Consider the following 25,746-nt stretch of genomic DNA (forward strand, 5'->3'; position numbering starts at 1 on the left):
AAATCTTCTTTCGCAATGCTTCACGCAATCAATCTGCAAGCGCGTCTCACAGATGTTAAGACCACGCCGTAAATATGATTTGGAGAAAATACTTTCCCGGGTCTTAGCAGAACTTCAGACTGCAGAAAGGACGATCTCGTCGGCGGTCGCATGGATCGAAATCGTCATGTTGGCTTCGCGGGCCAGGAGCAGCGTGTAATAGGGCTGCACCGAATGCGCGTCGATCGGCTCTTCCGGCCTGTGGCCGGAATGCAATTCCAGGAATTTGGGCGGCACGCGCAGCATCGGGCCGCTCGCCGCGAGCGCAAAGCGCGGCTCGGTCTCGAGGTTCTCCAGCGTGACCACCAGCCTGCCGCCGCGCGGAATGGCGGCGTTAGCGACGAGGATGAGATTGAGCAGCAGCTTGACCTTGTTCTTGGGCAACAATGCGCGGGTTCCGTTCCAGATCAGTTCCGGCTTCTCGTTCTTCAGGAAGGCGATGGCCACGGCCTCGGCGTCCCCGGTGTCGATCAGCATGCCGGCGGAACCGGCGGCGCCGAAGGCGATGCGGGCGAATTGCAGGCGAGCGGAGGCGTTTTTGGCGCTTTGGCGGATCAGCTTCATGGCGTCTTCGTCGGCGCCGCCTTCGTCGAGCAGCTCAAGCCCGTTGTTTATGGCGCCGACCGGCGAAATGATGTCGTGGCAGACCCGGCTGCACAGCAGCGCGGCCAGATCGGGTGCGGAAAGGGTGAAAAGCTCGGCCATCGGCAAAAATCCCTGCAAATTTCACAACACAATGACCGGGCGATCATGATCACGCCTGTCCACACGAATCACGCTCTCTCCCAAGCATTCTGAATACACAGCGCTTGTGCGTGCAGCAACAAATCCGAAATTAGGATTGTCGAAAATGGCGTGTTCACGCAGCAAGGTGCTGCGCGGGCGATGTGAAACAGCCTTCGAACCGCCATCTTCATGTGGGAGTTTAATGGTTGAAAAAGGATTACGGCATAGTTTGCCCCTAACAGTCATCCTTAACGGCCGCCAAAGAGCCGTACGGGTGCGAGGCGTCGGCGAAAGTGCTCCCTGACGGAGATTGGAAGCATGGTTTCCCGATTCTACGACCGGACTTTTTTCCGTGTCATCTCAATGACGATCGCCCTCATCGGCCTTGTCGCCTTTTCGGCATCGGCCGCGCGGGCGCAGGAATACACCGCGCAGGAGATCGTCGATTCCGGTCATAAATTCTTCGGCGCGACGTCGGGCGGGCTCGCCACCGTCGTCGAGAAGATTTTCGCCACCTATGGCCTGCCGAACGGCTATCTGCTCGGCGAAGAGGGGTCCGGGGCGCTGATCGGTGGCCTGACCTATGGCGAAGGCACGCTCTACACCAAGAATGCCGGCGATCACAAAGTGTTCTGGCAAGGCCCTTCGCTCGGCTGGGATTTCGGCGGCGAGGGCTCGCGCGTCATGATGCTGGTCTACAATCTCGACGATGTGAGCAGCCTCTATAATCGTTTTGGCGGCGTCGCCGGCTCCGCCTATGTCGTCGCCGGCGTCGGCTTCAACGTGCTGAAGAACAACAATGTGCTGCTCGTGCCGATCCGTACCGGCGTCGGCGCCCGTCTCGGCGTCAATCTCGGCTACCTCAAGCTCACCCAGCGCGCGACCTGGAATCCGTTCTGACCTGCATGACGGCCACTGCGATTGGACCTGTGATGCCACGGTCTGAGCTTTGCCGCGGCATACTCTTGCCGTGGCGCCGGATTTCCGTCATGCGAAGATGGCAAAGTCGACCTTTGGCGGTTGCCATGCACAACGGATAGTCATCTTGGTCCAGTCGATCCTGTTCTTTGTTCTCGGCTTTCTCTGCGCCGGCTTTCTGGCGCTGATGATTGCTCCGGCCGTGTGGCGGCGGGCGGTGGCGCTGACGCGCAAGCGCGTCGAGGGCTCGATGCCGTTGACGCTGGCCGAGATCCAGGCGGACAAGGATCGCATTCGCGCCGAGTTCGCCGTTTCGGTGCGCCGGCTTGAAATGACCGTCAAATCATTGCGCGAGAAAGCCGCCGAACAGCTGGTCGAGATCGGCCGCGACCGCGAAGCCCTGAAGGAATTGGCGGCCGAGCGACAGGACAAGAACCGGGTCGTCGCCGATCTTACAGCCAGGGGCGAGGAGCTTCGCAAGCGCGATGAGCAGCTGCAGCAGCTGTCGGAACGGCTTGCGGAGACCGAGCGCGCCCTCGAAAAGCGCGGGCTCGAACTGCGGAAACTGGAGCACATGTATGACGACGCCAGTTTTTCATCCAGCAGCCGGCAGATCGAACTTGTGGCGCGCGAATCCGAGCTGCAGAAGCTGGCGAGCGACATTTCGCTGCTGCGCGGCCAGCGCAAGGAGGCGGACAGGCGCAGCCAGGAATTGGCAGCCGAAAGCAAGGTTTTGCGGGACGCGTTGAAGGCCGAGAAGAAAAGAACCGGCGACCTGGAAAAGAAGGTCGAACGCCTGCTCGCCTCGCTGGCCGATCGCGAGGACAGGCTCGAGCGCCGCGAGAAGGAACTGGTGCGCCTTCGCGAAAAGCCGAAAGGCGCTGAAAGGACGCTTGCGGTGGGTCTTGCCGGCGTGCCAGGCAGTCAGGTTAATGTGGCCGCCAACGGCGACATCGAAAAGACAACCGCCAAGCTCGATGCCGACCGCGAGCGGCTGGAGGCCAGGCTGACATCGCTGGCACGCGAGAACAGGCGGCTGAAGACAGATCTTGCTGCCGTCGAAACGTCGAAATCACAGGCCGGAGACGATACCGGCAGCGCCAGCGCCGCATTGCGCGAAGAGATGAACGATCTGGCGGCGCAAGTCGTGGCCTTGACGGCAAAGCTCGACGGGCCGGATTCACCGATCGCCCGGGCGCTTGCAGCGCCTGAGGATCCGCGGCCGGGGAGCGGCGGACGCAGCCTTGCCGATCGGGTGCGGGCGCTGCAGAAGGCCGCTTCGACCGACTGAGATGCCGCCACTTGGCCGCAAAATGCCCGACTCTCAAATTCCGGAAAAATGATGAAGTGCGATGGCTGACGCGGCGGCGACGTTCAGGCTGTCGAAATCTTGCGCCATACCGATCCGCAGCGTCTGCAGGCGGGCAAGCAGGCTTTCCGGCAGGCCTTCGCCCTCAGTGCCGAGATAGAGCGCCAGCCGTTCGTTTGTCTTGGCATCGCGAATGTCGGTCTGCCCGCGCGGCGACAGGGCGAATTGGCTGAAGCCTTGCCGGTCGAGCATGGCGGTGCAGGCGGCGGCGTCGGCAAAGCAGGCGAAGGGAATTTTCAAGGCGGCGCCGACCGAGACGCGGATTGCCTTGCGGTACAGCGGATCGCAGCAGGTCGGATCGAGAAGCACGGCATCCGCGCCAAAGGCGGCGGCATTGCGGAAGATCGATCCTATATTGTCATGATTGGCGATGCCGACCAGCACCACGATCAGCGCGCGGGCGGGCAGTGCGCCGAGCAAAGCTTCGGCGGAGACGGCCGCGCCCTTGCGGCCGATCGCCAATATGCCGCGATGCATGTGGAATCCGGCGATCCTGTCCATGACTTCGCCGGATGCGACATAGATCGGAAGCCCGGCAGGCGCCTTGCGCAGGACGTCATCGAGGCCGGCAAGCCGGTTCTCGAGCACCAGCACCGATTCTGCCTCGAAGCGCCGGGCGGCAAGCAGCGTGTCGAGCACCACCTTGCCTTCGGCGACGAAACGGCCTTGCCGGCCGGCAAGATCTCGCTCCCGGATGTCGAGATAGGCGGCGACGCGAGGATCCTGCGGGTCGTCTATGCGGATCGGATTCATGGCTTCCTCGGCGGACCCTGGCGTCGGCCGCGAATCGGGATTCGGTTTCGGAAGGCACGATGCCCGATCCGAAGGAGTTCAGACCGTATCTCAGCGTCCAAATGGATGCACGCCGTTCTAACGGTCAAATCCAATCACTGGGCGCCGGGCCAGGATGGAATCTGCCTGGGCTTTGGCGACAAGGATATTGATTCCCGCGGCACGGCTCGTCGGCAAGCCGCTTCAATGCAGAATTTCGATGGGCGAAGGAACCACACAGGGCCATGCCGCGTCATAGAGGCGGGCTCCTGCTGCGGTCCTGGGAGGACATCGATGATCAGGCTCCTCCTCGTCTTTGCCGCCACGCTTGCCCTCGCATGCGGCGTGGCTCGCGCGGCCAAGCTCGATCCAGCCACCGTCAATCAGGCCCAATTCACTATCGGCGAACCGAAGGGTGTCGATCCGATGCTGCTGAAGGCGCAGATCCTTCTGGATCGCGCCCGCTTCTCGCCGGGCCTCATCGACGGTCGCCTTTCCCAGAATTTCGCCAAAGCCGTCGCCGCGTTTCAGGCGGCAAACGGACTTCCGCCCGATGGCAAGCTCAGTCCACAAACCTGGAGCAAACTCATCACAACCTCCGCCAAGCCGGTGCTGGTGACCTATGAGGTGATGCGCAAGGATGTGCGTGGACCGTTCACCCGGCGTATTCCGGCCCGCTTGGAGAGAATGGCCCGCTTGCGGCGGCTCGGCTACCGCAATGCGGTGGAGCGGTTGGCTGAGCGCTTCCACGTCAGCGAACAATTGCTGCGAATGCTCAATCCGGGCACCAGCCTCAGGAAACCAGGCAGGACCTTGGTGGTGCCTGGTGTCAGCAGGGGCGACCCTCCCGCCGGCGTTGCCGCCGTCGAGGTCGACAAGGGCGCCCGCCTGGTGCGTGTGCTCGACCGTGCCGGCAAATGGCTGGCGGTCTACCCCGCCTCGATTGGGAGCGACGAGAAGCCGGCGCCAAGCGGCATGGCGGAGGTCAGGCGCGTGGTGCACAACCCTACCTATCACTACGATCCGGACTTCGCTTTCAAGGGGGTCAAGACCAAGCGGCCCTTCACCATCGCTGCCGGGCCGAACAATCCCGTGGGATCGATCTGGATAGATCTCTCAATCGAAAGCTATGGCATCCACGGCGCGCCCGAACCGGGCAAGATCGGCACCACCTTTTCGCATGGCTGCATCCGGTTGACCAATTGGGATGCCGAAGACCTTGCCTCGATGGTGCAGCCGGGCACGAAGGTCGAGTTCAAGGACGAGATTGCGCAGGCCGCCGACGAGCGCGTTCAGTAGCAAGGCTGACTTGGCAGCAAGGCGGACTTGGCAGCAAAGCGGATTTGGCGGGGCGTTCTCCGCCTCGGCCGCTCAGGTCCCGGCGCGACGCAGCCGGTGAGCCATCTGCGACAGTTCACCTTCGCCGAAAATGCCGTCCAGCATGTGCAGCAATTCGCGCACCGCCGCGGACTTGCAGGAATAATAGATCATTTGCCGGTCGCGGCGGGTCTCGACAAGGTCGGAAGCCCTCAGCTTGGCCAGATGCTGTGACAGGGCGGATTGGCTGAGCGACACCTTCTCGGCTATGGCGCCGACCGACATCTCGCCCTCGGCTAGATAGCTCATGATCAACAAACGTTTTTCGTTGCCCATCAGCGTCAGAAACGCAGCCGCGGTTCCGGCGTTGGCGACTAGTTTGTTCGAGACCATAGATCCCCCATGCCTTCTTGCTCATCCGCCGCTATGGGGGCAATAGCGTCGGATTCCATAGACTTTCCCTATAGATGCACGCCAGCGATTCAGCGTCACTCGCAAAGGTAGAACATTTCGCTCAAATCTCAAGGCTTGCTTTCCATGCAAGCCGATTAACCGTGCGGCTGTGATTATTTTGCCGATCGGGCGGCCTTGGCCATGTCGACCAGGACAGGCCTGAGGTCGCGCGCCGCTCTCAGCGGCTCGGGGAAGAAAACCCGACAGACATTGTCGCCCGATACGAGATCCATCCCGTCGGCGTCGAACCCGGTGACGATCCAGCCGTCACTCTCGGCCCCGCCGAAATGACTTGCGTAGAGGGCAATCGCATCGAGATGGTCGGCGTTCATGTGGTCGAGCGCCGATTGCTCCCCGGCGGCAAGCTCTTCGACGATCGCTCCCGTCGCGACCAGATCGGTGCGGTCGAGCAGATAGGCCTTGCCGAAGCCGCCGTTCAGGCTGGCGCGCTCCGGTTCGAGCCGGAAGATCGAGAAGTCGCCGAGCCCGGCATAGAGTTTTGCCTCGGCGTTGCGGTTGAGGTAGCGCCGCTCGGCGCGGGCGTGTTCGTTCGATCTGCGTTCGAGCCGCACGGCGCGGCAGACGAGCGTCAATCGCGGATGCGCCAGCGGATCGCCCTTGCCGGGTTGGCCGACGAGCAACGAGCAGCGCGGGTCGGCAAGGATGGCGCCGGTATGGGCGGACAGCATCGATACCAGGATCAATGGCGTGCCGTCGATGTCTGTGGCGACGCCGACCCGGCTGGCCAGCGGCGAACCGGTTCCTGGTTCGAGCACTGCCAACGCGCCGAAACGGGCGCTGCGGATCAGCGTCTTTGCCAGCCTGATCGCCTCGGTATCGGTCGCGCGGATCACGTCTTTCCTGGGTTCGTCCAAGGCATCACCGTCGCATTTATTTCGGCGCCATGCGGATGGCGCCGTCGAGGCGAATGGTCTCGCCGTTGAGCATCTGGTTCTCGATGATGTGCAAGGCAAGTGCCGCGTATTCCGAAGGCTCGCCCAAACGGGAAGGGAAGGGCACAGCGGCGCCGAGCGAATCCTGCACCTCCTGCGGCATGCCGGCCATCATCGGCGTCCTGAAGATGCCGGGGGCGATGGTGCAGACGCGAATGCCGGAGCGGGCGAGATCGCGCGCCACCGGCAGCGTCATACCGACGACACCGGCCTTGGAGGCGGAATAGGCGGCCTGACCGATCTGGCCGTCATAGGCCGCGACCGACGCGGTGTTGATAATGACGCCGCGCTCGCCGCCCTGCAGCGGCTCGAGCCTGGCGATCCGGTCGGCAACCAGGCGGATCATGTTGAAGGTGCCGATCAGATTGACCTCGATCACCTTGCGGTATTGATCGAGCGGATGCGGTCCGTCCTTGCCGATCATCTTCATGCCGATAACGATGCCGGCGCAATTGACCAGGATGCGCGGTGCGCCGAGCGTCTCTGCCGCTTCCGCGACTGCGGCGGCACCGCTCTCGGCGTCGCTCACATCGCATCGGACGGCGATGCCGCCGATGTCAGCCGCCACCTTGGCCGCACGCTCGATACCGAGATCGAGGACGGCAACCCTGGCGCCGCCGGCGGCAAGAGCGCGCGCCGTCGCCTCGCCAAGGCCGGAGCCGCCACCGGTGACGATCGCAATCTGGCCGTTCGGGTTCATCTCGACGTCCTCCTCCGTGCCCAGACTATGCCGCCAAGCCACCGTGCGACAGCACCGGCACGGTCATGCCATCGCGGCGATGTGCGCGGCAACCCTTGCCTGGTCGGCGTGGCAAACCTCGCCCGCCAGCCTCGCCAACGCGCCAGGCACGATCTCGTGCGCCAAAAGCCGGTCGGGGTCGACCGGACGCGGCATCGAGATCTGCCCGCGCGCCAGCCTTTTGAAGCCGAGCGGGCCGTAATAGGGTTCGTCGCCGACCAGCATCACCGCCGGCGCGCCGGCCTTGGCGGCGGCTTCCAGCGCGATTGCCACCAGCCGGCGGCCGATGCCGAGATTTTTGAAGGCCGGCCGCACGGCGAGCGGCCCGAGCATCAGCGCGCGGCCGGCGCCGGCGGCGATGCGCGTCATCCGGACCGAGGCGACGACGATTGCGCCATCGACAGCCACGAAGGACAAAGCCCGCTCATGCGGGCCACCTTGGCGGATCTTGTAGGCGGCAAGCACGAAACGGCCCGGCCCGAAGGCCTCGTCATTGATGGCTTCGATTTCAGGATCATGCGCCGGAGTTTCCGGCAGGTATTTCACGTCGGCCAGGTATTTCAAGTCGGCAAGGCTCATGGTCTTTGCGTTCCGGTATGCGAGGAAAGGTTTGCTGCAAGCGGCAGCGTTCGCCAGTCAGCGCTTCATCAAGCGCGGGCGCTCTTTCGTCGTCGGTCGAACCGGATCATGGCAAAGTCGAACATGCGGATGTCCGCTAGCACCAATTTTCAGCCGCCGCAATCGGCCGGCGCAGCCGACCGCACTCGACGACGCAGCCGTTGACGATCTGTTCAGCATCGGGGATTTCCGCGGCGCCGCTTGGTGCCCTACATCGGGTAGGAACGCGAAAGGATATTGCATGGGATTGCTAGTCGAAGGCCAATGGCAGGACCGCCGGTACGATAGCGGGGAGAGCGGCGGCAAATTCGTGCGCGCGCAGTCGCAGTGGCGCGACTGGGTGACCCGCGACGGCGCGTCGGCCGAAGGGCGAAAACGCGGCTTCAAGGCCGAGCCCGGCCGCTACCACCTCTATGTCTCGCTCGCCTGCCCGTGGGCGCATCGGACGTTGATCTTTCGCGTGCTCAAAAAACTCGAGGACGTGATTTCCGTCTCGGTCGTCCATCATTTCATGGGCGCCGACGGCTGGACGTTCCTGGCCGAGGACGGCGCCACCGGCGACACGCTCTACGGCCTCGATTTCCTGCACCAGATCTACACCAGGGCCGATCCCGGCTATTCGGGCCGGGTCACCGTTCCCGTGCTGTGGGACAAACGCGAGCAGACCATCGTTTCCAACGAATCCTCCGAGATCATCCGCATGCTCAATTCGGCCTTCGACGAATGGGGCGATGCCAAGCTCGATTTTTATCCGCAACCGTTGCGCGGCGAGATCGATGCGGTCAATGCGCTGGTCTATCCCGCGGTCAACAACGGCGTCTACCGTGCCGGCTTCGCCACCACGCAGGCAGCCTACGAGGAGGCGTTCGGCGAATTGTTCTCGGCGCTCGACATGCTGGAGGACCGTCTGTCAAGGCAGCGCTATCTCATCGGCGGCCGCATCACCGAGGCGGACTGGCGGCTGTTCACGACACTGGTCCGCTTCGACCCGGTCTATGTCGGCCATTTCAAGTGCAATCTGCGCCGCATCGCCGACTATCCGAACCTGTCGAATTACCTGCGCGATCTCTACCAGGTGCCGGGCGTCGCCGGCACGGTGAATTTGCACCACATCAAGTCGCATTATTACGGCAGCCACGAGACGATCAACCCGACGCGCATCGTGCCGGTCGGGCCAGAGCTCGACTATTCCGCGCCGCACGACCGCGCGCGCTTCAGGAAGGCTGCGTGAGACCGGCGACCTAGCGGAAGGTTTCGGAGTCCATCTTTGCCCTTCTAACGAGTTCAGCTTTCAATATGGTATTTCCAAATCGATTGGAGTAGCCGAGCGACGTTGCAAGGAACGCAACGATGCCGCCGATCATGACGGCCAGGACCGACGTCTGGGGCGGGATTGCGCGTAACAATCCCGACGGCAGAAGCACAGCCATTCCCAAAATCATTTCTATCAGGGTTGAGAAGCCGACCATTTTCCAGAATTCAGTGCGAGTAAAAAGCTGAGCATGTCGCTTTATAAAAACGAAATATGTCACGAATGCCGCAACTAATTGTATTGAGAATTGGATAAATCTTCCAATTTTTGCTAACATATATGGATCTATCGCAAGAACTATTGTAGAAATTAAGGCTGCCACAGAAAATGTTATCACATACATTCCCGTGTACAGTGATACATAGAGCGCGATTCTAAATCTATCGTTTTGGCTGTGTTGCATTTTTTCTCCTCATCGCTCAGCATTTATCTCTCTGAGAACAATGGATGCTGCCGGTCTATACCGACGCAGCCAAAGCTGTTGAAGAGATGATCTACCAGTAAGGCGATGCCGAATTCCCCTCAAAAACCTCGGCAATCCGCCGCAAAGTTGCCGGTGTCGTGCCCACCGGCAAGCGGTCGAGCGGGAAGAAGCCGGCTTCGGCGATCTCGCGGTCGGGCAGCTTGGGTGCTGGCTGGTCGAACTCCTCGACCAGATAGAGGCCGACATGGTCGCGCCGGCTGGCGCGGTGGTTGAAATGCAGGGATTTCAACACCGGCGGTCCGGTCAGCGCGATGTTGCCTTCCTCGAACAGTTCGCGCGTCAGCGCTTCGATCATCGTCTCGCCCAACTCGACGCCACCGCCCGGAAGGTGCCAGCCCGGGACATAGGTGTGGCGGATGAGGAAGACGGAATTGGAGGGGCGTTCGTGGATCAAGCCGCGCACGCCGAGCGTCATCGGCCGCCGCAGTACGAAATACAGGTGAAACAGCCTTGCCCTGACGCCCGGCCAGCCGGTCTGGCGCAGGGCTTGCTCCGGATCCGGCATCATCGTCCGCGAAACCGTGAGTGGAAAGCCGCGCGCGGCTCGCCTATGAAGAAAAGATGTTCAGGCTCGCGCATATTTCCGATGTCCATCTGGGGCCGCTTCCCGATGTAACCTATCGCGATCTCGCCTCCAAGCGCGTGGTCGGTTACGTCAATTGGCAGCGCAACCGCCGCCGCTACATGCACGATGCCGTCATCGACACGATCGTCGCCGACATGAAGGCCAGCGGGCCGGACCATCTCGCCATCACCGGTGATCTTGTCAATCTGGCGCTCGACGGTGAGCTCGAGATGGCCAAGCACTGGCTGGAGACGCTGGGCTCGCCCAACGACGTGTCGGTGGTGCCTGGAAACCATGACGCCTATGTGCCGGGCGCCTTCGACAAGACCTGCCGGTCCTGGGCGGCGTGGATGACCGGCGACGGCGTCAATACGCCGGTCGACCGCAACACCTTTCCGTATCTGCGGGTGCGCGGCGAAGTTGCGCTGATCGGCGTCTCGACGGCGCGCGCCACGGCTCCCTTCATGGCCAACGGCTTCTTTCTGGAAGGCCAGGCGGAAAGGCTGCGCGGCATGCTCGACGCCACGGGCAAGCAGGGCCTGTTCCGAGTGATCATGATCCACCACCCGCCGGTGCGCGGCGCCGTTTCGCAGAACAAGCGGCTGTTCGGCATCTCGCGCTTCCACAAGGTTCTTCACCGGCACGGCGCCGAGCTTGTGCTGCACGGCCATTCGCATGTGCCGTCGCTCTTCTTCATCGGCGCCCGCAAGACCAAAATCCCGGTGGTCGGGGTCGCCGCCGCCGGGCAGGCGCCCGGCAGTTCGCATGCGCCGGCGCAATACAATCTGCTCGACATCGACGGTGAAAAGGACAAGTGGCGGATCAGGCTGACGCGCCGCGGCCTGACCGGGCCGGCATTGCCGCCCAGCGACCTGCAGACGCTGGAGCTTGGCGTCGAAGCCGAGGCCTCGGTGGCTAGAACAATTCCAGGAAAAGTGTGAAACGGTTTTCCGTCCGGAATTGCGTCAAAACAAAGAGATAGTGCGGTTCAGCGTTTCCGTGAACGCTGAACCGCTCTAGAAGCTGATTTTCATTGCAACGATGCGGTCCCAGAACAACACGAGCGAAATCGCTAGGCCGACCAGGGCGCCGGCGGCGATCAGGCCGAGGCCCGAGAAGAACGCCGACCAGCCGTTGCTGCGTGCAGGGACATGCAGCGGCGGCTCGGCCTCCGCCACCAGGGCGCGTTTCAGGCCGGCGACGGCTTGCTCGATGCCGCCTTCCATCATCCTCTGGCGTTCGACGACGCGCTCGGCGACATAGCGCGTCACCTGATCGGCAACGACCTTCATCTCGGTCGACTCGGCGAGCACGACGCGGCCGATGCGCGTGTCCTTGAGAAAGCGATAGGTGCGGCGGTCGCGTCCCATGGCGACATGGCTGATCGCGTCGATCCACAGCCGTGGCTGCAGGCCGGACGAGACGGCGAAGTCGAAACTGTCCATGTCGGTGGGTACGTCGCCGAAGACCGGCGCGAGTTCGGCGGCAAGCAGATCGAGCCGCATGCGATGCGCTTCGCGCATCTCGACGACGACGTCGTCGCGGTCGGCGAAGGCGTTCTTGACGTCGCGAATGGCATCGGACAGTTTTCGCGACTGATCGATCTGGGTGATGTTCTCGCCTGCGTCCTTCATCGGCGTTGCCTCGCGGGGTTTGGTTAACACCGAATTAACACAGCCGCCGGCAAATTGCACTTGCGAGATCGATGAGCGGGCAAGGGTTCGCTGGATGAGCACCAGCGCCGCCGCCGTGCCTGCGCGAAGACCGATCAGCTCGCCGCAGCGGCGAATCCCCGACGAAGCCGCCTGCTGCGGCGTCGCATATTGCGACGGACGGCCTCGACGACCAGGCCGGGCGCTTCCTCGACCAGCATATGGCCGGCTTCCAGCACGTGGTGCAGATGAAAATGCTTCGGCACGCCGTCCGCCTGGCTGACCGGCAGCACCGCGTCGTCGGTTCCCCAAACCACCATGACCGGCATGTTTAGCGTTTCCAGCCGTTCGCGCTGAATGACGCCTTGCCGATCATCCCTGGTCATGGCGGCTGCGAACTCGACAAGTGTCCGCGACTGGCCGGGACGCCGGCGCATCTCGTTGACGAGATCGACCCTGTGCTGCAAGGGCCGGCTTTGCGGTCCCGACATGGCGGTAAGACAGGCGCGGATTTCATCCGTGCCGGCAGCGGCGGCGTAGCGACGCAGCAGCGGACCATTGATCTCAGGACCAAAACCGCCCGGCGACAGCAGCGTCAGCGAGGCCATCTTTTCCGGCTCGCTCAATGCCATCAGGGCGGCCACGGCGCCGCCCATCGAATGACCGACGAGATGAGCCCGCTTTATCCCGCGAGCGGAAAGATCGGCAAGGACGGCACTGGCTGCAATCCTGGCCGGACCGCCGCCCGGAAAATCGAGCGACAGCCCATGTCCCGGCAGATCATAGGCCAGGGTCCGCGCGCCGGGCGCCAGAGACTCGGCCACATCGCGCCAGTCGTCGTGGCAGCCACCGAAACCATGCAGGAAGGCAATCGTTGTCGGGCCGGTGCCCCGTTCGGCAGCGTAAAGGGATGGGGTCATGCAAACTTTATGGCTTGGTGCCGGGATCAGTCAGGATGCCGGGGGCGGTCTTATGCGGATCAGTCTTTGCGGGAGGTCAGACTTATGTGGAGATCAGTCTATGCGGGATCAGACCTATGCGGGATCAGATTGGCCGGTTCAAATTGTGTCTGAATTGCGCTTTGGCCGTCCGGATGGCCAGTAAAATCTTCGCGATCACCTGACGTCGTGCACGCGCCGGGAGACGTCAGCTGGCGCCGCCAAGGCCGGCGGCGCGCAGGGCTTCCACCAGCCGGTTGGTCAGATCGGCGGGATATCTTCGTTCGACGAAAGTTGCGCGCGGATCGGCTGCGAATTTCGGGAATTTGGCGGTCAGTTCCTGCAGCAGCCTGCTCGCCAGCTTCTCGCGGCCGGCAGCCTTGGCGCCGATCAGCCGCGCCGCCAGATAATGCGATTTCATTTCCGTCGTTCGCAAGCCGTCGCTGGCGAGCGTGGCCTTGTTCATGTCGCCCATCATGAACTCTCCGGCGAACAGCCCGTAATCCCACCATGTCGGATGGGCGCTGGCGATGTCCACCGCGTGAGCGATGATCGGGGTGCCCTCGCTGTACCTGCCGGCGAAAACCAGCCCGTAGCCATAGGCGGCGGCCATTGCGAGATCGTAGGGATTGAGCTCATAGGCCCTGCGCATCCAGCGGATCGATTCCGCGGAATCGCCCATGCGCGAATTGAGATAACCAAGGGCGCGGTGCGCGTAGGGGCTGGTCGGGCCCATCTGGATGGCGCGATGGGCAAACGTCATCGCTTTGTCGATCGTCGCGTCGGCGGGATAGGGATAGTGGTCGGTGACCGCTTCGAGATGCAAGGAAGCGAGTTCCGAATAGACGAGCGACGACTTCGCCTCCCGGTTGGCAAGATCTTCGAGGCAGCGGTAAGCGGCTTCGTGCGTCTGGGCGTTCTGGTCGAGATAATATTTGCCGTTGAGCACCAGACACGCCGTCAGCCCGGTCTGGATGCCGCTCTGCTCGATGTAGTTGTAGATCGTGCCCGAGGCGGGAAGAGCCGAGCTCAAAATGCCGGAGATCTGGTCCTCGATGGCGGTGTTCGCGCTGTCGCCGGCGGTCAGGTTGCGTGAGAGCAGCACGCGGCCGGTCGCCACGCTTTGCAGCTCGAGCATGATGTCGCCGCTACGCGGCCCGGGCAGGACATCGAATACGAAGCTGGCGGCGTCGGTTACTGGATCGGGCGGGCTGTCGGCATCACGGCCGATGAAATTGATGGTATCGAAGCCGCTGAGGCCGGCGCGCAGCGATGCGGCGACACGGCGAGCCAGGTCGCTGTCGGCCTTGATGGCGATGTAGACCTGGGGGAGGTTTTCAACGGGAGGCGCTGCAATGCTGCCGGTCGCCACCGCGGTCTCGACCGCCGTGTCGCCGCCGGTCAGCAATACCACGCTGCCCTGGCGAAGGATCAGCACACCCAGCATGAGGATGACCAGCGCGATCGCCAGCCAGAAGAACTGCAAATGGCGTTGCAGCGAAGGAGCAGCAGGGGCGACGGCTGGAACGCTCAGCAATGCAGCCGGATGTGCCCGGTTGCGGGCGTCCTCCAGCGATCCGGGCGGGGCGGTCGTCGCCGCTTCCTCTGTTGCCAGCTCCGGCTTGTTTTCTGCCTTGGGCTCCACCTCCGCCGGCAAGCGAATGGCGTTGAGTTCGTAGGACGGAACATAGCCGCCGCGCGGAATGGCGATGCGGACCGGTTCGGCAACGCCCTCATTGGCGAAATACTGCTGCAGAAGCTCGCGCAGCCTGCCGGCCTGCACCCGCACCACCGCATCGGTCGACGGATCGAAATCGCCGTCCTTGCCGAACACGTCCATCGCGATGGAGAAGCCCTTGAGCCTGTCGGCTTCGCCTGCCTGCTCGCGCTCGACCAGGTAGCGGAGCAGCTTGCGCGCGCGCTCGGATCGTCCGAACGTTTCGCTGGCAAGCAATCGCTCCAACGTTTCGCGCACTGCGGGGGCGGCAGGCGTGGTATGCTGCAAGTGTCGATCCCTTCGAATTCGGCACAGGTTGAGGTACAATCATATCGCGCTGGCGGCGCCTTACAAGCATGTGCTTATGGTGCGATAGCGTACCCACCGGATAAATTCCGGTGGGCCGATGGCGGGAGCCTGACCGTTTCGGCTAGCCGCGCTTTCGACCGACGATGCGGTTGGCGGCCGAAACCACGGCTTCTAGCGAGGCGGCGACGATGTTGGTGTTGATGCCGGCGCCGAACAGCTTGCCGCCCGGATGTTCCATCTCGACATAGGAAATGGCCGAGGCATTCGAGCCGCGCTGCATGGAATGCTCGGAATAATCCAGCACCGACATCGGCACCCCGACATGGCGCGACAGCGCATCGACGAAGCCGTCGATCGGGCCGGTGCCGGTGCCTGATATGGTCACCTCCTTGCCTTTGTCGAGGATCACCGCTTCGACCACACGCCGGCCCTTGACCTCGGTGTCGGGGTAGGTGTGGTGGTCGAGGAACTTCAGCCGCGCGCCGGGCTGGTCGACATAGGTGTCGAGAAAGCGCTCGTAGATGCGCTTGACCGGCACCTCCTTGCCTTCGGCGTCGGTGATCGCCTGGATAGCCTGGCTGAACTCGATCTGCAGGTTGCGCGGCAGGTTGAGGCCGTAATCCGCATGCAGCACATAGGCGATGCCGCCCTTGCCGGACTGCGAGTTGATGCGGATGATGGCTTCATAGCTGCGGCCGACATCGGCCGGGTCGATCGGCAGATAGGGCACCTCCCAGTGCGGCGTGTTGGCCTTGCGCAGCGCCTTCATGCCCTTGTTGATGGCATCCTGGTGCGAGCCGGAAAAGGCGGTGTAGACGAGCTCGCCGACATAGGGATGGCGTTCGGGGATCTTCAGCTGGTTGGAGTATTCGTAGACGTCCTTCATGCGGTTGATGTCGGAGCAGTCGAGCCCGGGATCGACGCCTTGCGTGTACATGTTGAGCGCCAGCGTGACGATGTCGACATTGCCGGTGCGCTCGCCGTTGCCGAACAGGGTGCCTTCGACGCGGTCGGCGCCCGCCATCAGGCCGAGTTCGGTGGTGGCGATGCCGGTGCCGCGGTCATTGTGCGGATGCAGCGAGATCAACAGGTTCTCGCGATTGTCGAGGTTGCGGCACATCCATTCAATGCGGTCGGCATAGATGTTGGGCGTCGACATCTCGACCGTGGAGGGCAGGTTGATGATCAGCTTGTTCTCCGCCGTCGGCTTGACGATCTCGGTGACGGCGTTGCAGATCTCCAGCGCCACGTCGAGCTCGGTGCCGGTAAAGCTCTCCGGCGAATATTCGAAACGGTAGCCGCCGCCGGCCTTGGCCGCCATGTCGGTGATCATCTTGGCCGCATCTGTGGCGATGCGCTTGATGCCGGCGACGTCCTTCTCGAAGACGACGCGGCGCTGCAATTCGCTGGTCGAGTTGTAGAAATGGACGATCGGGTTGGTGGCGCCCTTCAGCGCCTCGAAAGTGCGGGTGATCAGTTCGGGCCGGCACTGCACCAGCACCTGCAGCGAGACGTCGGCGGGCACGTTGCCTTGTTCGATGCACCAGCGGGCGAAATCGAAGTCGGTCTGCGAGGCCGACGGGAAGCCGATCTCGATCTCCTTGAAGCCCATGTCGAGCAGCAGGGCGAACATGCGCGCCTTGCGTTCCTGGCCCATCGGATCGATCAGCGCCTGGTTGCCGTCGCGCAGGTCGACCGAGCACCAGATCGGCGCCTTGTCGATCACTTTCGAAGGCCAGGTGCGATCGGCGAGGCCGACGGTCGGATAGGGCTGGTATTTCCGGGCGGCGTCCGGCATGCCCCTCGCGGGCTTGGCGGTTTCCTCTACATTCAGACGGATATCTTCTCGTGCGTTCATCGTCTTTTCTCCCGGCGGCTCGCGGATCCAGCTTCAGGCGGATTGGTGGCGAGCGGCGCCTTTACCAGAATTTCGTTCGCTTGATGTGACGTGCCAATTTGGCCAAGGAGCGTGCGCGTGAGCGGCGAATTCGACCGCCGGGCGCTCCTTCAGCGAACCCGGCGATCGCCGATAAGGCCGAGAAGCAGCAGGGTGGAGGCAAGCGCGCGAACGGTCTGGCCGGCAATGCCGGTCGGACGGGACGCAAAAGAGGTGGCGCGCGGGCTCATGGCGGTTTTCATACAGGAGCGGGCAAAGCGAGGCAAGTGGGAGCCTCGCTGTCGCAGAAGCTGCCGATCCAGCCTCAAGACCTGGGTTCCTCGCCGTCGCGAAACGGGGGAGAGGTGGCCGCCCACGGGTCTTGCCTTCGGCAAGCCCGAGGACAGGCTCCGCGGCCGGAGAGAGGGCCTTCGTAGGGCGCAGTCCCCTCTCCGTCTCGGCTTCGCCGAGCCACCTCTCCCCATTTTCGTGGGGCGAGGAACCCAAGCTGCAATGAAGGCGCGGCGCCGACATGAAAGCGATTTTTGCTGATTATAGCAACTTTGTTCTTGCTTTGTGCCGGCAGCTATGCTACTAATTTGGGTATGGTGCTGATTGGCGCCGAGGACCCGCCGTCGAGGCGGGTTTTTTATTTCACGGTTTTGGCGTCACCTTTCGCGGACCCAGCCGCTCACCTGATCCAGTTGCTCTTCCCCGAGCCCGGCAAATGCGCCAGAGTCGATTGTCGGCGGGGGTACGATGGCTCGCCGCCGGGAGGGATCGTCCATGAACTTCGTGTTCTTCTCGCCGCATTTTCCGGCCAATGGCGCCGATTTCTGCGACCGGCTGAAGAAGGCCGGCGCCACCGTGCTCGGCATTGGCGACGCGCCGTTCGATGCGCTGGACGGCAAATTGAAGGCAGCCCTTTCGGAATATTACCGCATCGACGACATGGAGGAGTACGAGCCGGTGTTCCGGGCGATCGGCCATTTCATCCACAAATGGGGCCGCATCGACCGGTTCGAATCGCTCAACGAGCATTGGCTGGAGCTGGAAGCCAATATCCGCACCGACTTCAACATCTTCGGCACCAAGCTCGACTTCGTGAAGAATTTGAAACGCAAGAGCCGCATGCGGGCGTTCTTCCGCAAGAGCGGCGTCGAAACCATCCCGCAACGCAAGTGCTCCGACCGCGCCGGCGCCATGACCTTCATCCGCCGTGTCGGCTATCCCGTGGTGGTGAAGCCGGATTCCGGCTCCGGCGCCTCGAACACTTTCAAAATCTCCAACGCCGGCGAACTCGACAGGTTCTTCAGGGACAAGCCGGAAGGCGTCAGCTTCGTCATGGAGCAATTCATCGAAGGACTGGTGGTGACCTATGACGGGCTGGTCAACCGCGACGGCGAGGTGGTGCTGGCCGCCAGCCACCGCTACGACCAGAGCGTCATGGAGGTGGTCAACCGCGACCGCCATATGAGCTATGTCTGTTTTCCCGAGATCAGCCGGGCGGTCGAGGAGGCCGGCAGGAAAATCCTCAAGGCGTTCGACGTGCGCGAGCGCTTCTTCCACATCGAGCTGTTCGAAACCAGGGACGACAGGGTCATCGCGCTGGAGGTCAACATGCGGCCGCCTGGCGCCTGGATGACCGATGCCATCAATTACACCTTCGATATCGATGTCTATGCCGCATGGGCCGACATGGTGGTCAAGGACGCCGCCGGCGGCCCTTACAAGGGCAAGTATTTCACCGCCTATGCCAGCCGCAAGCGGCATCTCAACTATGTGCACAGCCATGCCGACGTGCTGGCCGCCCATGGCGACATGATCGTCCATCATCACGCCATCGAGGAGGTTTTCAGCCGCGCCATGGGAAACTACGCCTATCAGCTGCGCTCCACCGACCCGAAGGCGCTGCGCCGGGCGGTCGACTACATCCATGCGGAAAAGGCGTGAGGCGATGGACGTTTCCTACCACAAGGGTTTTGGCTGCAACCTCGGCCGCGACATGGAATACAAGCGCTACGGCCATGCCGGCCGACCCGTGGTTGTGTTCCCGACTTCGCAAGGGCGGTTCTACCAGTTCGAGGATTCCGGCGCCGTCTCGGCTCTCGCCGAGTTCGTCGACACCGGTCGCATCCAGTTGTTCACGCTGGACGGCATCGATGCGGAATCCTTCTTCGACCGCCATGCCGAGCCGGCCCATCGCATCGCCCGGCATGAAGCGTATTTCCGCTATGTGCGCGAAGAGGCGCTGCCGGAACTCCTGTCTGTCGCGGCCGAGGCCAATGGCGGGCGTACGCTGAAGCCGCTGTTTTGCGGCTGCTCGATGGGCGGCTATCATTCGTCGAATTTCGTCTTCCGCTTTCCGGAACTGGCCAGCGGCGTCATCGCGCTGTCGGGGGTTTATTCGACCCACGATTTCTTCGGCAGCGCGCTCGACGGACAGATTTTCTTCAACTCGCCGCTCGACTACCTGCCGGGTATCGTCGATCCGGGGCTGCTTGGCCGGCTGAAGGCGCTGCGGCTGATCTTCTGCTGCGGGCAGGGTGCCTGGGAGGAACGGATGCTGGCCGATACGCAGGCGCTGGAACAGATCCTGCGTGACAAGTCGATTCCGGCCTGGGTCGACTACTGGGGCGGCGATGTCGCCCATGAATGGCCGTGGTGGCACAAGCAACTGGTCTATTTCTTCGCCCGCTGGCTGGACGACGATCTGATGCACCGGCTGGATTAGGCCACCTGGAGGAAGGAAATGACCACGCCCGATGCCATCCGCCGCTTTGTCGAAGCTACCAACGCCGGCGACACCAAAGCTTTCCTCGAGACGTTCACGCCCGATGCCTTCCTGAGCGACTGGGGCCGGTCGTTCAAGGGCCGCGAGCAGATTGCGCGCTGGAACCAGTCGGACAATATCGGCGTGCAGTCCAAACTTAGCATCATTCGTATCGAACCGGCGGGCGAGACCTATCACGTCCGCATTGCCGTCACAGGCAACGGCTTCGACGGCGAGGGCGACATGGCGTTCACCCTGGACGGCGACCGCATCTCAAGCCTGGTGATCAGCTGAAGGATATTTTGAAGGCCCTTTAGGCCACCTCGCCGACACGGCCGCCGTTGCTCGCGCGGGACTCATTGGCTTGATGCAAAAACATGACTCTCTTTATCATCTTTTAGTGGAAACGCCAGGCCGGCTGTGGCATGCCGCAAAGGCGCCGACGTCTAGGGCGATCTCGAATTCAAACGGCATCGAAAGGCTGAGCGATGGAGCAATTGCGTGCGCAAACCCGGATCAGCGGTGCCGCCATCCGGTCGGTGATGGACAGGCTGCGCGCCGAGCACGGCGAATCCGAGATCGCTACCGGCCTTGCCGATCATTGGGAATTTCGCACGCATTACGGTTCGTTGAAGGCGACGCTCGGTGACGACAGCGTGCTGATTAGCGTCGCGGCCGAGGATCAGACCTGCCTGTCCTACATGAAGATGGCGGTCGCGGGCCATTTTTCGCAACATCTCGGCACGACCAGGGGCATCGCCTGGCAGGGCGACGGCAGCGATGCCGGTACGCCGGTGTTCTTCCGCGAGATCACGGTGCTGTCCTCGACGCGGATTTCTCCGCATATGCAGCGCGTCCGCTTCACCGGCAACGATCTCGGCCGCTTTGGCCGTGGCGGCCTGCATGTGCGGCTGCTGCTGCCGCCGCGCGGCAGGCTGCCGGTGTGGCCGTCGATGGGCGCCGACGGCCTGATGGTCTGGCCGTCGGGCGAGGACGCGCTCGTCGTGCGGGTCTACACGATCCGGGCGCTGGACGCCGCAAGCGGCTGGCTGGATGTCGATTTCGTCCTCCACCCCGGTATGGATACGCCGGCGGCCGCTTTCGCCGAAAAGGCAGTTGCCGGCGAGATCATCGGCATGATCGGACCGGGCGGAGGTGGCGTGCCCGAGGCGCAAAACCTGCTGCTGCTCGGCGACGACACCGCGCTTCCGGCGATCGGCAGGATCCTGGAGCAGCTTTCGCCGTCAGCCCGCGCCGAAGCGTTCATCGAGGTCGACGGCCCGGACGACCGGATCGCGCTGGCCGCGGGCGAGACCGTTGCCGTCACCTGGCTCTATCGGCATGGGCGCGAGGCCGGCACAGCCAGGCTGTTACCGGGGGTGCTGCAGCAGCGGAACCGCACCGCCCTTATCGACAATCTCTATGTCTGGGCCGGATGCGAGTTCGGTGATTTCCGCGAGATCCGCAGGATCGTCCGCAAGGAATGGGGTGTGCCGCGCGACCGGCACCTGGTCACCGCCTACTGGCGCCGCGGGACGCAAGCGGCGGACGGCGGCGAAGAATAGTGCGCGACGATGCTCCGCGGTCAGCGGCGGTCGGATACGAAGGCAATCGCCGGCACCGCCAGCAGCGCGACGAGGCCGGCGCCTGCGAAGAACGCGCCATAGCCGAAATACTTCGCCGCGTAGCCGGCCGCGATCCCGCCGGCCATGCTCATCAGTGCGTCCATGCACTGGAACAGCGTGAAGTCGACGCCCGCCTGTCTTGGATCTGACCAGCGCATGAACTGCGCGTAAAGCGCGACGAAACCGAGAGCCATGAAGCCGGACGAGCTGAGCACCGCGACGGCCATCAAAGCGGTGGTCGAGAAGCCACCAAGAAAATCGAAGACCGAAAAGAAGAACAGCGATCCGGCCTGCAGGAAAAGCGCCAGGACGAGCACGTTGCGCGGGCCGAACCATTTGACGAGAGCGCCGCCGGCGAGTGCGGCAGCCAGGCCGACGAACATGCTGCCGACGCCGTTGACAAGCCCGACCATCGAGAGGTCGAGCCCGGCGTCGATCAGGAATGGTCCGAGCATGGCGAGCGCCGCCTTCTGGGCCAGGACATAGATGGCCGACGCTGCCAGGCCGCGCCGAATTTCGGGACGCTTCAACGCGTCGAGGAGGCTGGGAACATGCTCGCGCGTCTCCTCGCGCGCGCGGTTGGCCACGCCGAGCAGGAAGGGAAGGCCGAGCGGCAGGAGCAGCAAGGCCATCGCCCAAACGGCGATGCGCCAGCCATAAGCGTCGACCAGAAGCAGAAACAGGCCGGCGCCGATGGCCGAGCCGAGATAGGCGCCGCCGACCTGCGCGGCATTGCCCCAGCCGTAGTTTTCCTGCGCCAGGCTCTGCACGGCGAAACCATCGCAGGCAATGTCGACGGTCGAGGCGGCGAAGGCGACGACGGTCAGGCAGGCCAGAACCGGCCACCAGGCCTCCGGGCCGAGCGCGCCGACGGCCCACAGCCCGGCGATGGACACGAGCCCACCGGCGGCGACGATCGCGCCGGTGCGGTTCTTGCCGACCGGCGGCAGCCGATAGCGCTCGACGGCCGGCGCCCATAGAAACTTGAGCGCCCATGGCAGCGCGATCAGCGAAACCAGGCCGATCCGGTCGAGCGGCAGGCCCTGGTCGCGCATCACCGCCGGCAGGCCCGCCCAGGTGATGCCGCCGATCACACTCTGCGCGACGTAGAGCCCGCCGATCGCCAGGACGATCGCGACAGGCGTCGATGCCCGGCTGGAAACGGCGATCGACATCAGAAGCGGTAGCGCAGGCTAGCGAACAGCGAGCGGCCCTCGTCGCGGTAGCAATAGCCGGCCGAGCAGATGGATTTTTGAGTGTCGAACAGGTTCTTGGCGTTGACCTGCAGCTTCACGCCCTCGAGCTTGGGGTTGCGGTAGCCGAAATCATAGGAGAGCGAGGCGTCGACGAAGGCGCGCGCGTCGTTCTTGAAGGTGTTGGTGTCGTCGCCATAGCTCGAGCCGGCGACGCGAACGCCGCTGCCCAGCCCGAGCCCCTGCAGCGTGCCGTCCTCGAACTGGTACTGCCCCCAGAGCGACAGGATGTGATTTGGCGTTGCCGACAGTTCCTTGCCTGCGGTTCCCGTGGCGCCGCGTTCGATTTTCACGCGCAGATAGGTGTAAGAGGCGAGTATGCTGAGGCCGTTGTCGAGCGAGGCGCTGGCTTCCAGCTCGACGCCGCGCGAGTTGAGGTCGAGCTGGCGCTGCTTGTTGATGCCGGTCGAGGCGTCGAAGACGACGCCATCCTTCTGGTCGATGTCGAACAGAGCGGCGCTGATGGCGGCGTTGTAATCGGCAAACTCGTATTTGACGCCGATTTCCTTCTGCGTCGCGATGGTCGGACGGGCGACACGACCGATGGGGCTGCTGACATCGTCATAGACGAAGCCGATATTGGGCGAGAACGACGTCGAATAGTTGACATAGGGCGTGATGCCCCATTCGGTCTGGTAAGACAGGCCGAGCCGCCCGGAAAGGGCACTGTCGTCCTGCTTGGACTTGGTGAAGTCGGCGGCGGTCGAGGTGGTGTCGGCCCAGTCGTAGCGACCGCTGGCGAACAGGGTGAAATCGTTCCACTCCATCTGGTCATGCAGATAGGCGCCGAGCTGGTTCATCTCCTGCCCGCCATAGTAAGGAACCGGAGCAGCCTTGATGTCGTCGACGGAGACATAGGAGATACCGCTGTCGGCGTCATAATTAGACCAGGCGTAGTCGATGCCGGCTACCGCCGTGTGCCTGACCTGGCCGGTATCGAATTCGAACTGCGCCATGTTGTCGACGACGAAGTTCTTCATGGTCTCGGTGTAGTGGCCCCAGTAGCGTTTTAGATCCGGGCCGTCCGGGTAATGGCCGCTGTACTCGATGTCGCTGTCGACGGCGCTGTAGCGAAGATTCTGCCGGACGGTCAGCACGTCGTTGAAACGGTGCTCGAACTCGTAGCCGATACGGCCCTGGGTCTGGTCGAAGTCGTTCCAGACGGGATCGCCCTCGTAGAGGTTCGTCAGAGCGCCGCCTGAATTGTAGAAGGCAGCGGTGCCGCCGGTGACGGATTTCGAATATTCGCCGAGGATGGTCAGCTTGGTGTCCTCATCCGGCTTGAAGGTGACTGCCGGCGCCAGATAGATCTTGTCGTCGGGATAACCGGGCAGGTCGGTGTCGCTGGTGCGGCCGAGGCTGGTGAAGCGATAGAGGATGCTGTCGTCTTCGTTCACCGGGCCGGAAGCGTCGAGTGCGGCCTGGAAGCGATTGTGCTCGCCGAGCAGCATTTCGACCTCGCGGAACTGTTCTTCCTTGGGGCGCTTGGTGACCAGATTGACGATGCCGCCCGGACCGCTGATGCCGTAAAGCGAGGAGGCCGGACCCTTCAGGATGGTGACGCCTTCGATGCCGTAGGGCTCGGTCTTGAACCAGGCCGAGGGGCCGTTGTACTGGCGCAGCCCGTCGCGAAACATGCCGTTGTAAAAGGCCTGGAAGCCGCGCAGGAAGAAGGCATCGTAGCGGGTGTCGAAGCCGAAGCTGTTCGGATTGGCGCTTGCGACATAGCCGAGCGATTCGTTCAGCGTGCGTGGCTTCTGGTCCTCGATCTGCTTTTGCGTCACAACCGAAACGGCTTGCGGAATCTTGACCATCGGCGTGTCGGTCTTTGTGCCGATGCGGTCCTTCTTGGCGACGTAGCCGTCCTGCACGAGGATCTCGTCGCTCTCGGCATCGACCTCGATCTTGTTGAGAACGGTGACGCCGCCCTGGTCCTGGGCGTGAGCCGGCCCGGACAGGTCGAGCAGGGCCATGCTGCCCGGCAATGATAACCCCAGGAGCCATGTCATCGTCCGTTTCCGCATCAACTCGTCTCCACTCTTCCGTACATTGACGGAAGGGGCTCTCAAATCTGAGTATTTGAGTCAAGTTATTTTTTGAGCTCGTGCGGGTGCTGGCCCGCTACGGTCGGCGACAGCAAAGTGCGACCGGTTTCAGGAAAACCGGCTGCGAATCAGGGAGAGGCAAGCTGCTATGGTTTGAGGCTTCTCGCCACCAGCCGCGCCACGCTTGGGCCGACCAGAAGCACGATCAGGAAGCGTGCCGATTGCAGCGCCATGACGAAGGATATGTCGACATGCTGCGCGGCGGCGGCGATGATGGCGACGCTGTCCATGCCGCCGGGGCTGGTTGCCAGATAGGCGGTCAGCGGATCGATGCCGAGCAGGCGGCTGATCAGGAAGGCGAGGCCGCCGCAAAAGACGATCAGGGCAATGATCGAGCCGACGATCTGCGGCAGCGCGCGGGCCGCGTGGCGCAAAATGGCCCTGGTGAAATTCAGGCCGATGCTCCAGCCGATCATCGTATAGCTCAAGGCAAGCAGCCAGGGCGGCAACTGCATGGTCACGCCGAGTCCGAGATGGATCACGGTGCCGAAAATGAAGGTGCCGAGGAATAACGGCGACGGCAGCCGGAAAAGCTTTCCGGCGAGGCCGCCGACCAGCGCCACGCCGAATGTTGCGGCCAAGCCTTGCGGGTCGACCGGTGGGAACCAGACGATGGCCGGCACCTCGATGCCTGAGGTGTCGACCCAGAGCTTGGCCACCAGGGCTGCCGTCATCGAGACGCAGATGACGCGCAGATATAGCATAAAGGCGACGAGGCGCTGGTCGGCGCCGAAGGCACCGGCCATCAGCACCATGGCGGTGGCGGCGCCCGGCGACGAACCCCAGACGGCGGTGGTGCCGGGCAGGATGCGCCAGCGGCTGATCAGCCAGCCGAGCAGGCTGGATGCCGCGACCGTCGCCATCACGACGCCGAGGAACAGCGGCCATTCCTTGTAGAAGACGCGGGAAAGATATCGGCCGAGATGGAACTGGCGACCAGGCAGCCGACGACCGCCTGGGCTGAGCCGAACAGAACCCGCGGCACGCGCACCGTGGCGCCGTTGGTGCCGGCAGCTATGGCCGCCAGCATCGGTCCGATCAAGAGCGCGGCGGGCAGGGCGGCGAGTTCCAGCGCGCCGGCAAACAGCACCGAGACCACCACCAGGACCGGCCACTGCCAAGCCTTGTGGATCCGCGCCAGGTGCTCGATGGCCGGCGGGTTCGGGGAAGAATCCATAGATGGGCTCTTAGACCGGTGGCGAAAAAATGCGAACCCTTTTTGCGCGGAAAAGGG

General features: G+C 63.2%; 23 protein-coding genes and 1 pseudogene. 9 read left to right on the plus strand and 15 right to left on the minus strand.

All coding sequences use genetic code 11. From position 1 onward, the window contains the following. Window positions 1-114 precede the first annotated feature (114 nt). Complete coding sequence (gene chpT, locus NKJ91_RS16370) at window positions 115-744, minus strand: histidine phosphotransferase ChpT (protein WP_023679558.1); 630 nt, start codon at window positions 742-744, stop codon at window positions 115-117. Window positions 745-1,083: 339 nt separating this feature from the next. On the opposite strand from chpT, the gene NKJ91_RS16375 reads away from it, so the two are divergent. After that, entirely contained in the window at window positions 1,084-1,665 is a 582-nt protein-coding gene (locus tag NKJ91_RS16375) for a DUF1134 domain-containing protein (RefSeq protein ID WP_023679557.1), read from the plus strand. Between the two features lie 145 nt (window positions 1,666-1,810). Further along, window positions 1,811-2,974, plus strand: coding sequence for a coiled-coil domain-containing protein (locus NKJ91_RS16380; protein WP_352456416.1), 1,164 nt, complete (start codon window positions 1,811-1,813; stop codon window positions 2,972-2,974). A 33-nt stretch (window positions 2,975-3,007) separates the two neighbouring features. Here NKJ91_RS16380 and NKJ91_RS16385 read toward each other — a convergent pair whose 3' ends face one another. Further along, the gene (locus tag NKJ91_RS16385; RefSeq protein WP_352456417.1) at window positions 3,008-3,805 is read right to left on the minus strand and encodes a TrmH family RNA methyltransferase; all 798 of its coding nucleotides are present in this window, start codon (window positions 3,803-3,805) and stop codon (window positions 3,008-3,010) included. Window positions 3,806-4,117: 312 nt separating this feature from the next. On the opposite strand from NKJ91_RS16385, the gene NKJ91_RS16390 reads away from it, so the two are divergent. Continuing rightward, entirely contained in the window at window positions 4,118-5,122 is a 1,005-nt protein-coding gene (locus NKJ91_RS16390; protein WP_352456418.1) for a L,D-transpeptidase, read from the plus strand. A gap of 72 nt (window positions 5,123-5,194) precedes the next feature. On the opposite strand, the gene NKJ91_RS16395 is transcribed toward NKJ91_RS16390, so the two are convergent. The 4 genes from NKJ91_RS16395 to NKJ91_RS16410 all read right to left on the minus strand — a co-directional run bounded on the left by NKJ91_RS16395 (window position 5,195) and on the right by NKJ91_RS16410 (window position 7,864). Continuing rightward, window positions 5,195-5,533: an ArsR/SmtB family transcription factor gene (locus tag NKJ91_RS16395; protein WP_023679553.1), complete on the minus strand. Its 339-nt coding sequence runs from the start codon at window positions 5,531-5,533 to the stop codon at window positions 5,195-5,197. A 173-nt stretch (window positions 5,534-5,706) separates the two neighbouring features. Further along, entirely contained in the window at window positions 5,707-6,468 is a 762-nt protein-coding gene (locus NKJ91_RS16400) for a HugZ family pyridoxamine 5'-phosphate oxidase (RefSeq protein WP_352456419.1), read from the minus strand. A 16-nt stretch (window positions 6,469-6,484) separates the two neighbouring features. Continuing rightward, a complete protein-coding gene (locus NKJ91_RS16405; RefSeq protein ID WP_352456420.1) occupies window positions 6,485-7,246 on the minus strand; it encodes a 3-hydroxyacyl-CoA dehydrogenase in 762 nt (253 codons plus the stop codon). 63 nt (window positions 7,247-7,309) lie between these two features. Then, on the minus strand, window positions 7,310-7,864 hold the full coding sequence (locus NKJ91_RS16410) for a GNAT family N-acetyltransferase (RefSeq protein ID WP_352456421.1): 555 nt from the start codon (window positions 7,862-7,864) through the stop codon (window positions 7,310-7,312). A gap of 280 nt (window positions 7,865-8,144) precedes the next feature. On the opposite strand from NKJ91_RS16410, the gene NKJ91_RS16415 reads away from it, so the two are divergent. Further along, entirely contained in the window at window positions 8,145-9,134 is a 990-nt protein-coding gene (locus NKJ91_RS16415; RefSeq protein WP_352456422.1) for a glutathione S-transferase family protein, read from the plus strand. A 10-nt stretch (window positions 9,135-9,144) separates the two neighbouring features. Here the strand turns inward: NKJ91_RS16415 and NKJ91_RS16420 are convergent, their stop codons facing one another. Next, a complete protein-coding gene (locus NKJ91_RS16420) occupies window positions 9,145-9,618 on the minus strand; it encodes a hypothetical protein (RefSeq protein WP_352456423.1) in 474 nt (157 codons plus the stop codon). A gap of 91 nt (window positions 9,619-9,709) precedes the next feature. After that, complete coding sequence (locus NKJ91_RS16425) at window positions 9,710-10,204, minus strand: NUDIX domain-containing protein (RefSeq protein ID WP_352456460.1); 495 nt, start codon at window positions 10,202-10,204, stop codon at window positions 9,710-9,712. Window positions 10,205-10,260: 56 nt separating this feature from the next. Here NKJ91_RS16425 and NKJ91_RS16430 point away from each other — a divergent pair, with 56 nt between their 5' ends. Beyond that, window positions 10,261-11,205: a metallophosphoesterase family protein gene (locus tag NKJ91_RS16430; protein WP_352456461.1), complete on the plus strand. Its 945-nt coding sequence runs from the start codon at window positions 10,261-10,263 to the stop codon at window positions 11,203-11,205. 75 nt (window positions 11,206-11,280) lie between these two features. Here NKJ91_RS16430 and NKJ91_RS16435 read toward each other — a convergent pair whose 3' ends face one another. The 4 genes from NKJ91_RS16435 to leuA form a co-directional block, all read right to left on the minus strand. Then, window positions 11,281-11,898, minus strand: a complete 618-nt coding sequence (locus NKJ91_RS16435) for a hypothetical protein (protein WP_352456424.1) — start codon at window positions 11,896-11,898, stop codon at window positions 11,281-11,283. A 134-nt stretch (window positions 11,899-12,032) separates the two neighbouring features. Continuing rightward, the gene (locus NKJ91_RS16440) at window positions 12,033-12,836 is read right to left on the minus strand and encodes an alpha/beta fold hydrolase (RefSeq protein ID WP_352456425.1); all 804 of its coding nucleotides are present in this window, start codon (window positions 12,834-12,836) and stop codon (window positions 12,033-12,035) included. A 226-nt stretch (window positions 12,837-13,062) separates the two neighbouring features. Beyond that, window positions 13,063-14,859: a tetratricopeptide repeat protein gene (locus NKJ91_RS16445; RefSeq protein WP_352456426.1), complete on the minus strand. Its 1,797-nt coding sequence runs from the start codon at window positions 14,857-14,859 to the stop codon at window positions 13,063-13,065. 142 nt (window positions 14,860-15,001) lie between these two features. Next, window positions 15,002-16,738: a 2-isopropylmalate synthase gene (gene leuA / locus NKJ91_RS16450; RefSeq protein WP_352456427.1), complete on the minus strand. Its 1,737-nt coding sequence runs from the start codon at window positions 16,736-16,738 to the stop codon at window positions 15,002-15,004. 804 nt (window positions 16,739-17,542) lie between these two features. Between leuA and NKJ91_RS16455 the strand changes: the two genes are divergently transcribed. The 4 genes from NKJ91_RS16455 (at window position 17,543) to NKJ91_RS16470 (ending at window position 21,094) form a co-directional block, all read left to right on the plus strand. Then, on the plus strand, window positions 17,543-18,709 hold the full coding sequence (locus tag NKJ91_RS16455) for an ATP-grasp domain-containing protein (protein WP_352456428.1): 1,167 nt from the start codon (window positions 17,543-17,545) through the stop codon (window positions 18,707-18,709). 4 nt (window positions 18,710-18,713) lie between these two features. After that, window positions 18,714-19,490, plus strand: a complete 777-nt coding sequence (locus NKJ91_RS16460) for an esterase family protein (protein ID WP_352456429.1) — start codon at window positions 18,714-18,716, stop codon at window positions 19,488-19,490. 18 nt (window positions 19,491-19,508) lie between these two features. After that, window positions 19,509-19,823: a nuclear transport factor 2 family protein gene (locus NKJ91_RS16465; RefSeq protein WP_352456430.1), complete on the plus strand. Its 315-nt coding sequence runs from the start codon at window positions 19,509-19,511 to the stop codon at window positions 19,821-19,823. A gap of 194 nt (window positions 19,824-20,017) precedes the next feature. Next, window positions 20,018-21,094 (plus strand): siderophore-interacting protein, encoded by a 1,077-nt coding sequence (locus NKJ91_RS16470; RefSeq protein ID WP_352456431.1) that lies wholly within the window; start codon window positions 20,018-20,020, stop codon window positions 21,092-21,094. 20 nt (window positions 21,095-21,114) lie between these two features. On the opposite strand, the gene NKJ91_RS16475 is transcribed toward NKJ91_RS16470, so the two are convergent. From NKJ91_RS16475 to NKJ91_RS16485, 3 genes and pseudogenes are all read right to left on the minus strand, one after another. Next, window positions 21,115-22,329 carry an MFS transporter gene (locus NKJ91_RS16475; RefSeq protein ID WP_352456432.1) on the minus strand — a complete coding sequence of 405 codons (1,215 nt, stop codon included), beginning with the start codon at window positions 22,327-22,329 and terminating at the stop codon, window positions 21,115-21,117. Further along, window positions 22,329-24,416 (minus strand): TonB-dependent siderophore receptor, encoded by a 2,088-nt coding sequence (locus NKJ91_RS16480; protein WP_352456433.1) that lies wholly within the window; start codon window positions 24,414-24,416, stop codon window positions 22,329-22,331. The genes NKJ91_RS16475 and NKJ91_RS16480 overlap by 1 nt, the downstream gene beginning before the upstream one ends. Window positions 24,417-24,598: 182 nt before the next feature. Then, window positions 24,599-25,689: pseudogene (locus NKJ91_RS16485) on the minus strand (AbrB family transcriptional regulator). Window positions 25,690-25,746 lie beyond the last annotated feature (57 nt).

The organism is Mesorhizobium sp. M0040 (assembly GCF_040323505.1).
GTDB lineage: Bacteria > Pseudomonadota > Alphaproteobacteria > Rhizobiales > Rhizobiaceae > Mesorhizobium.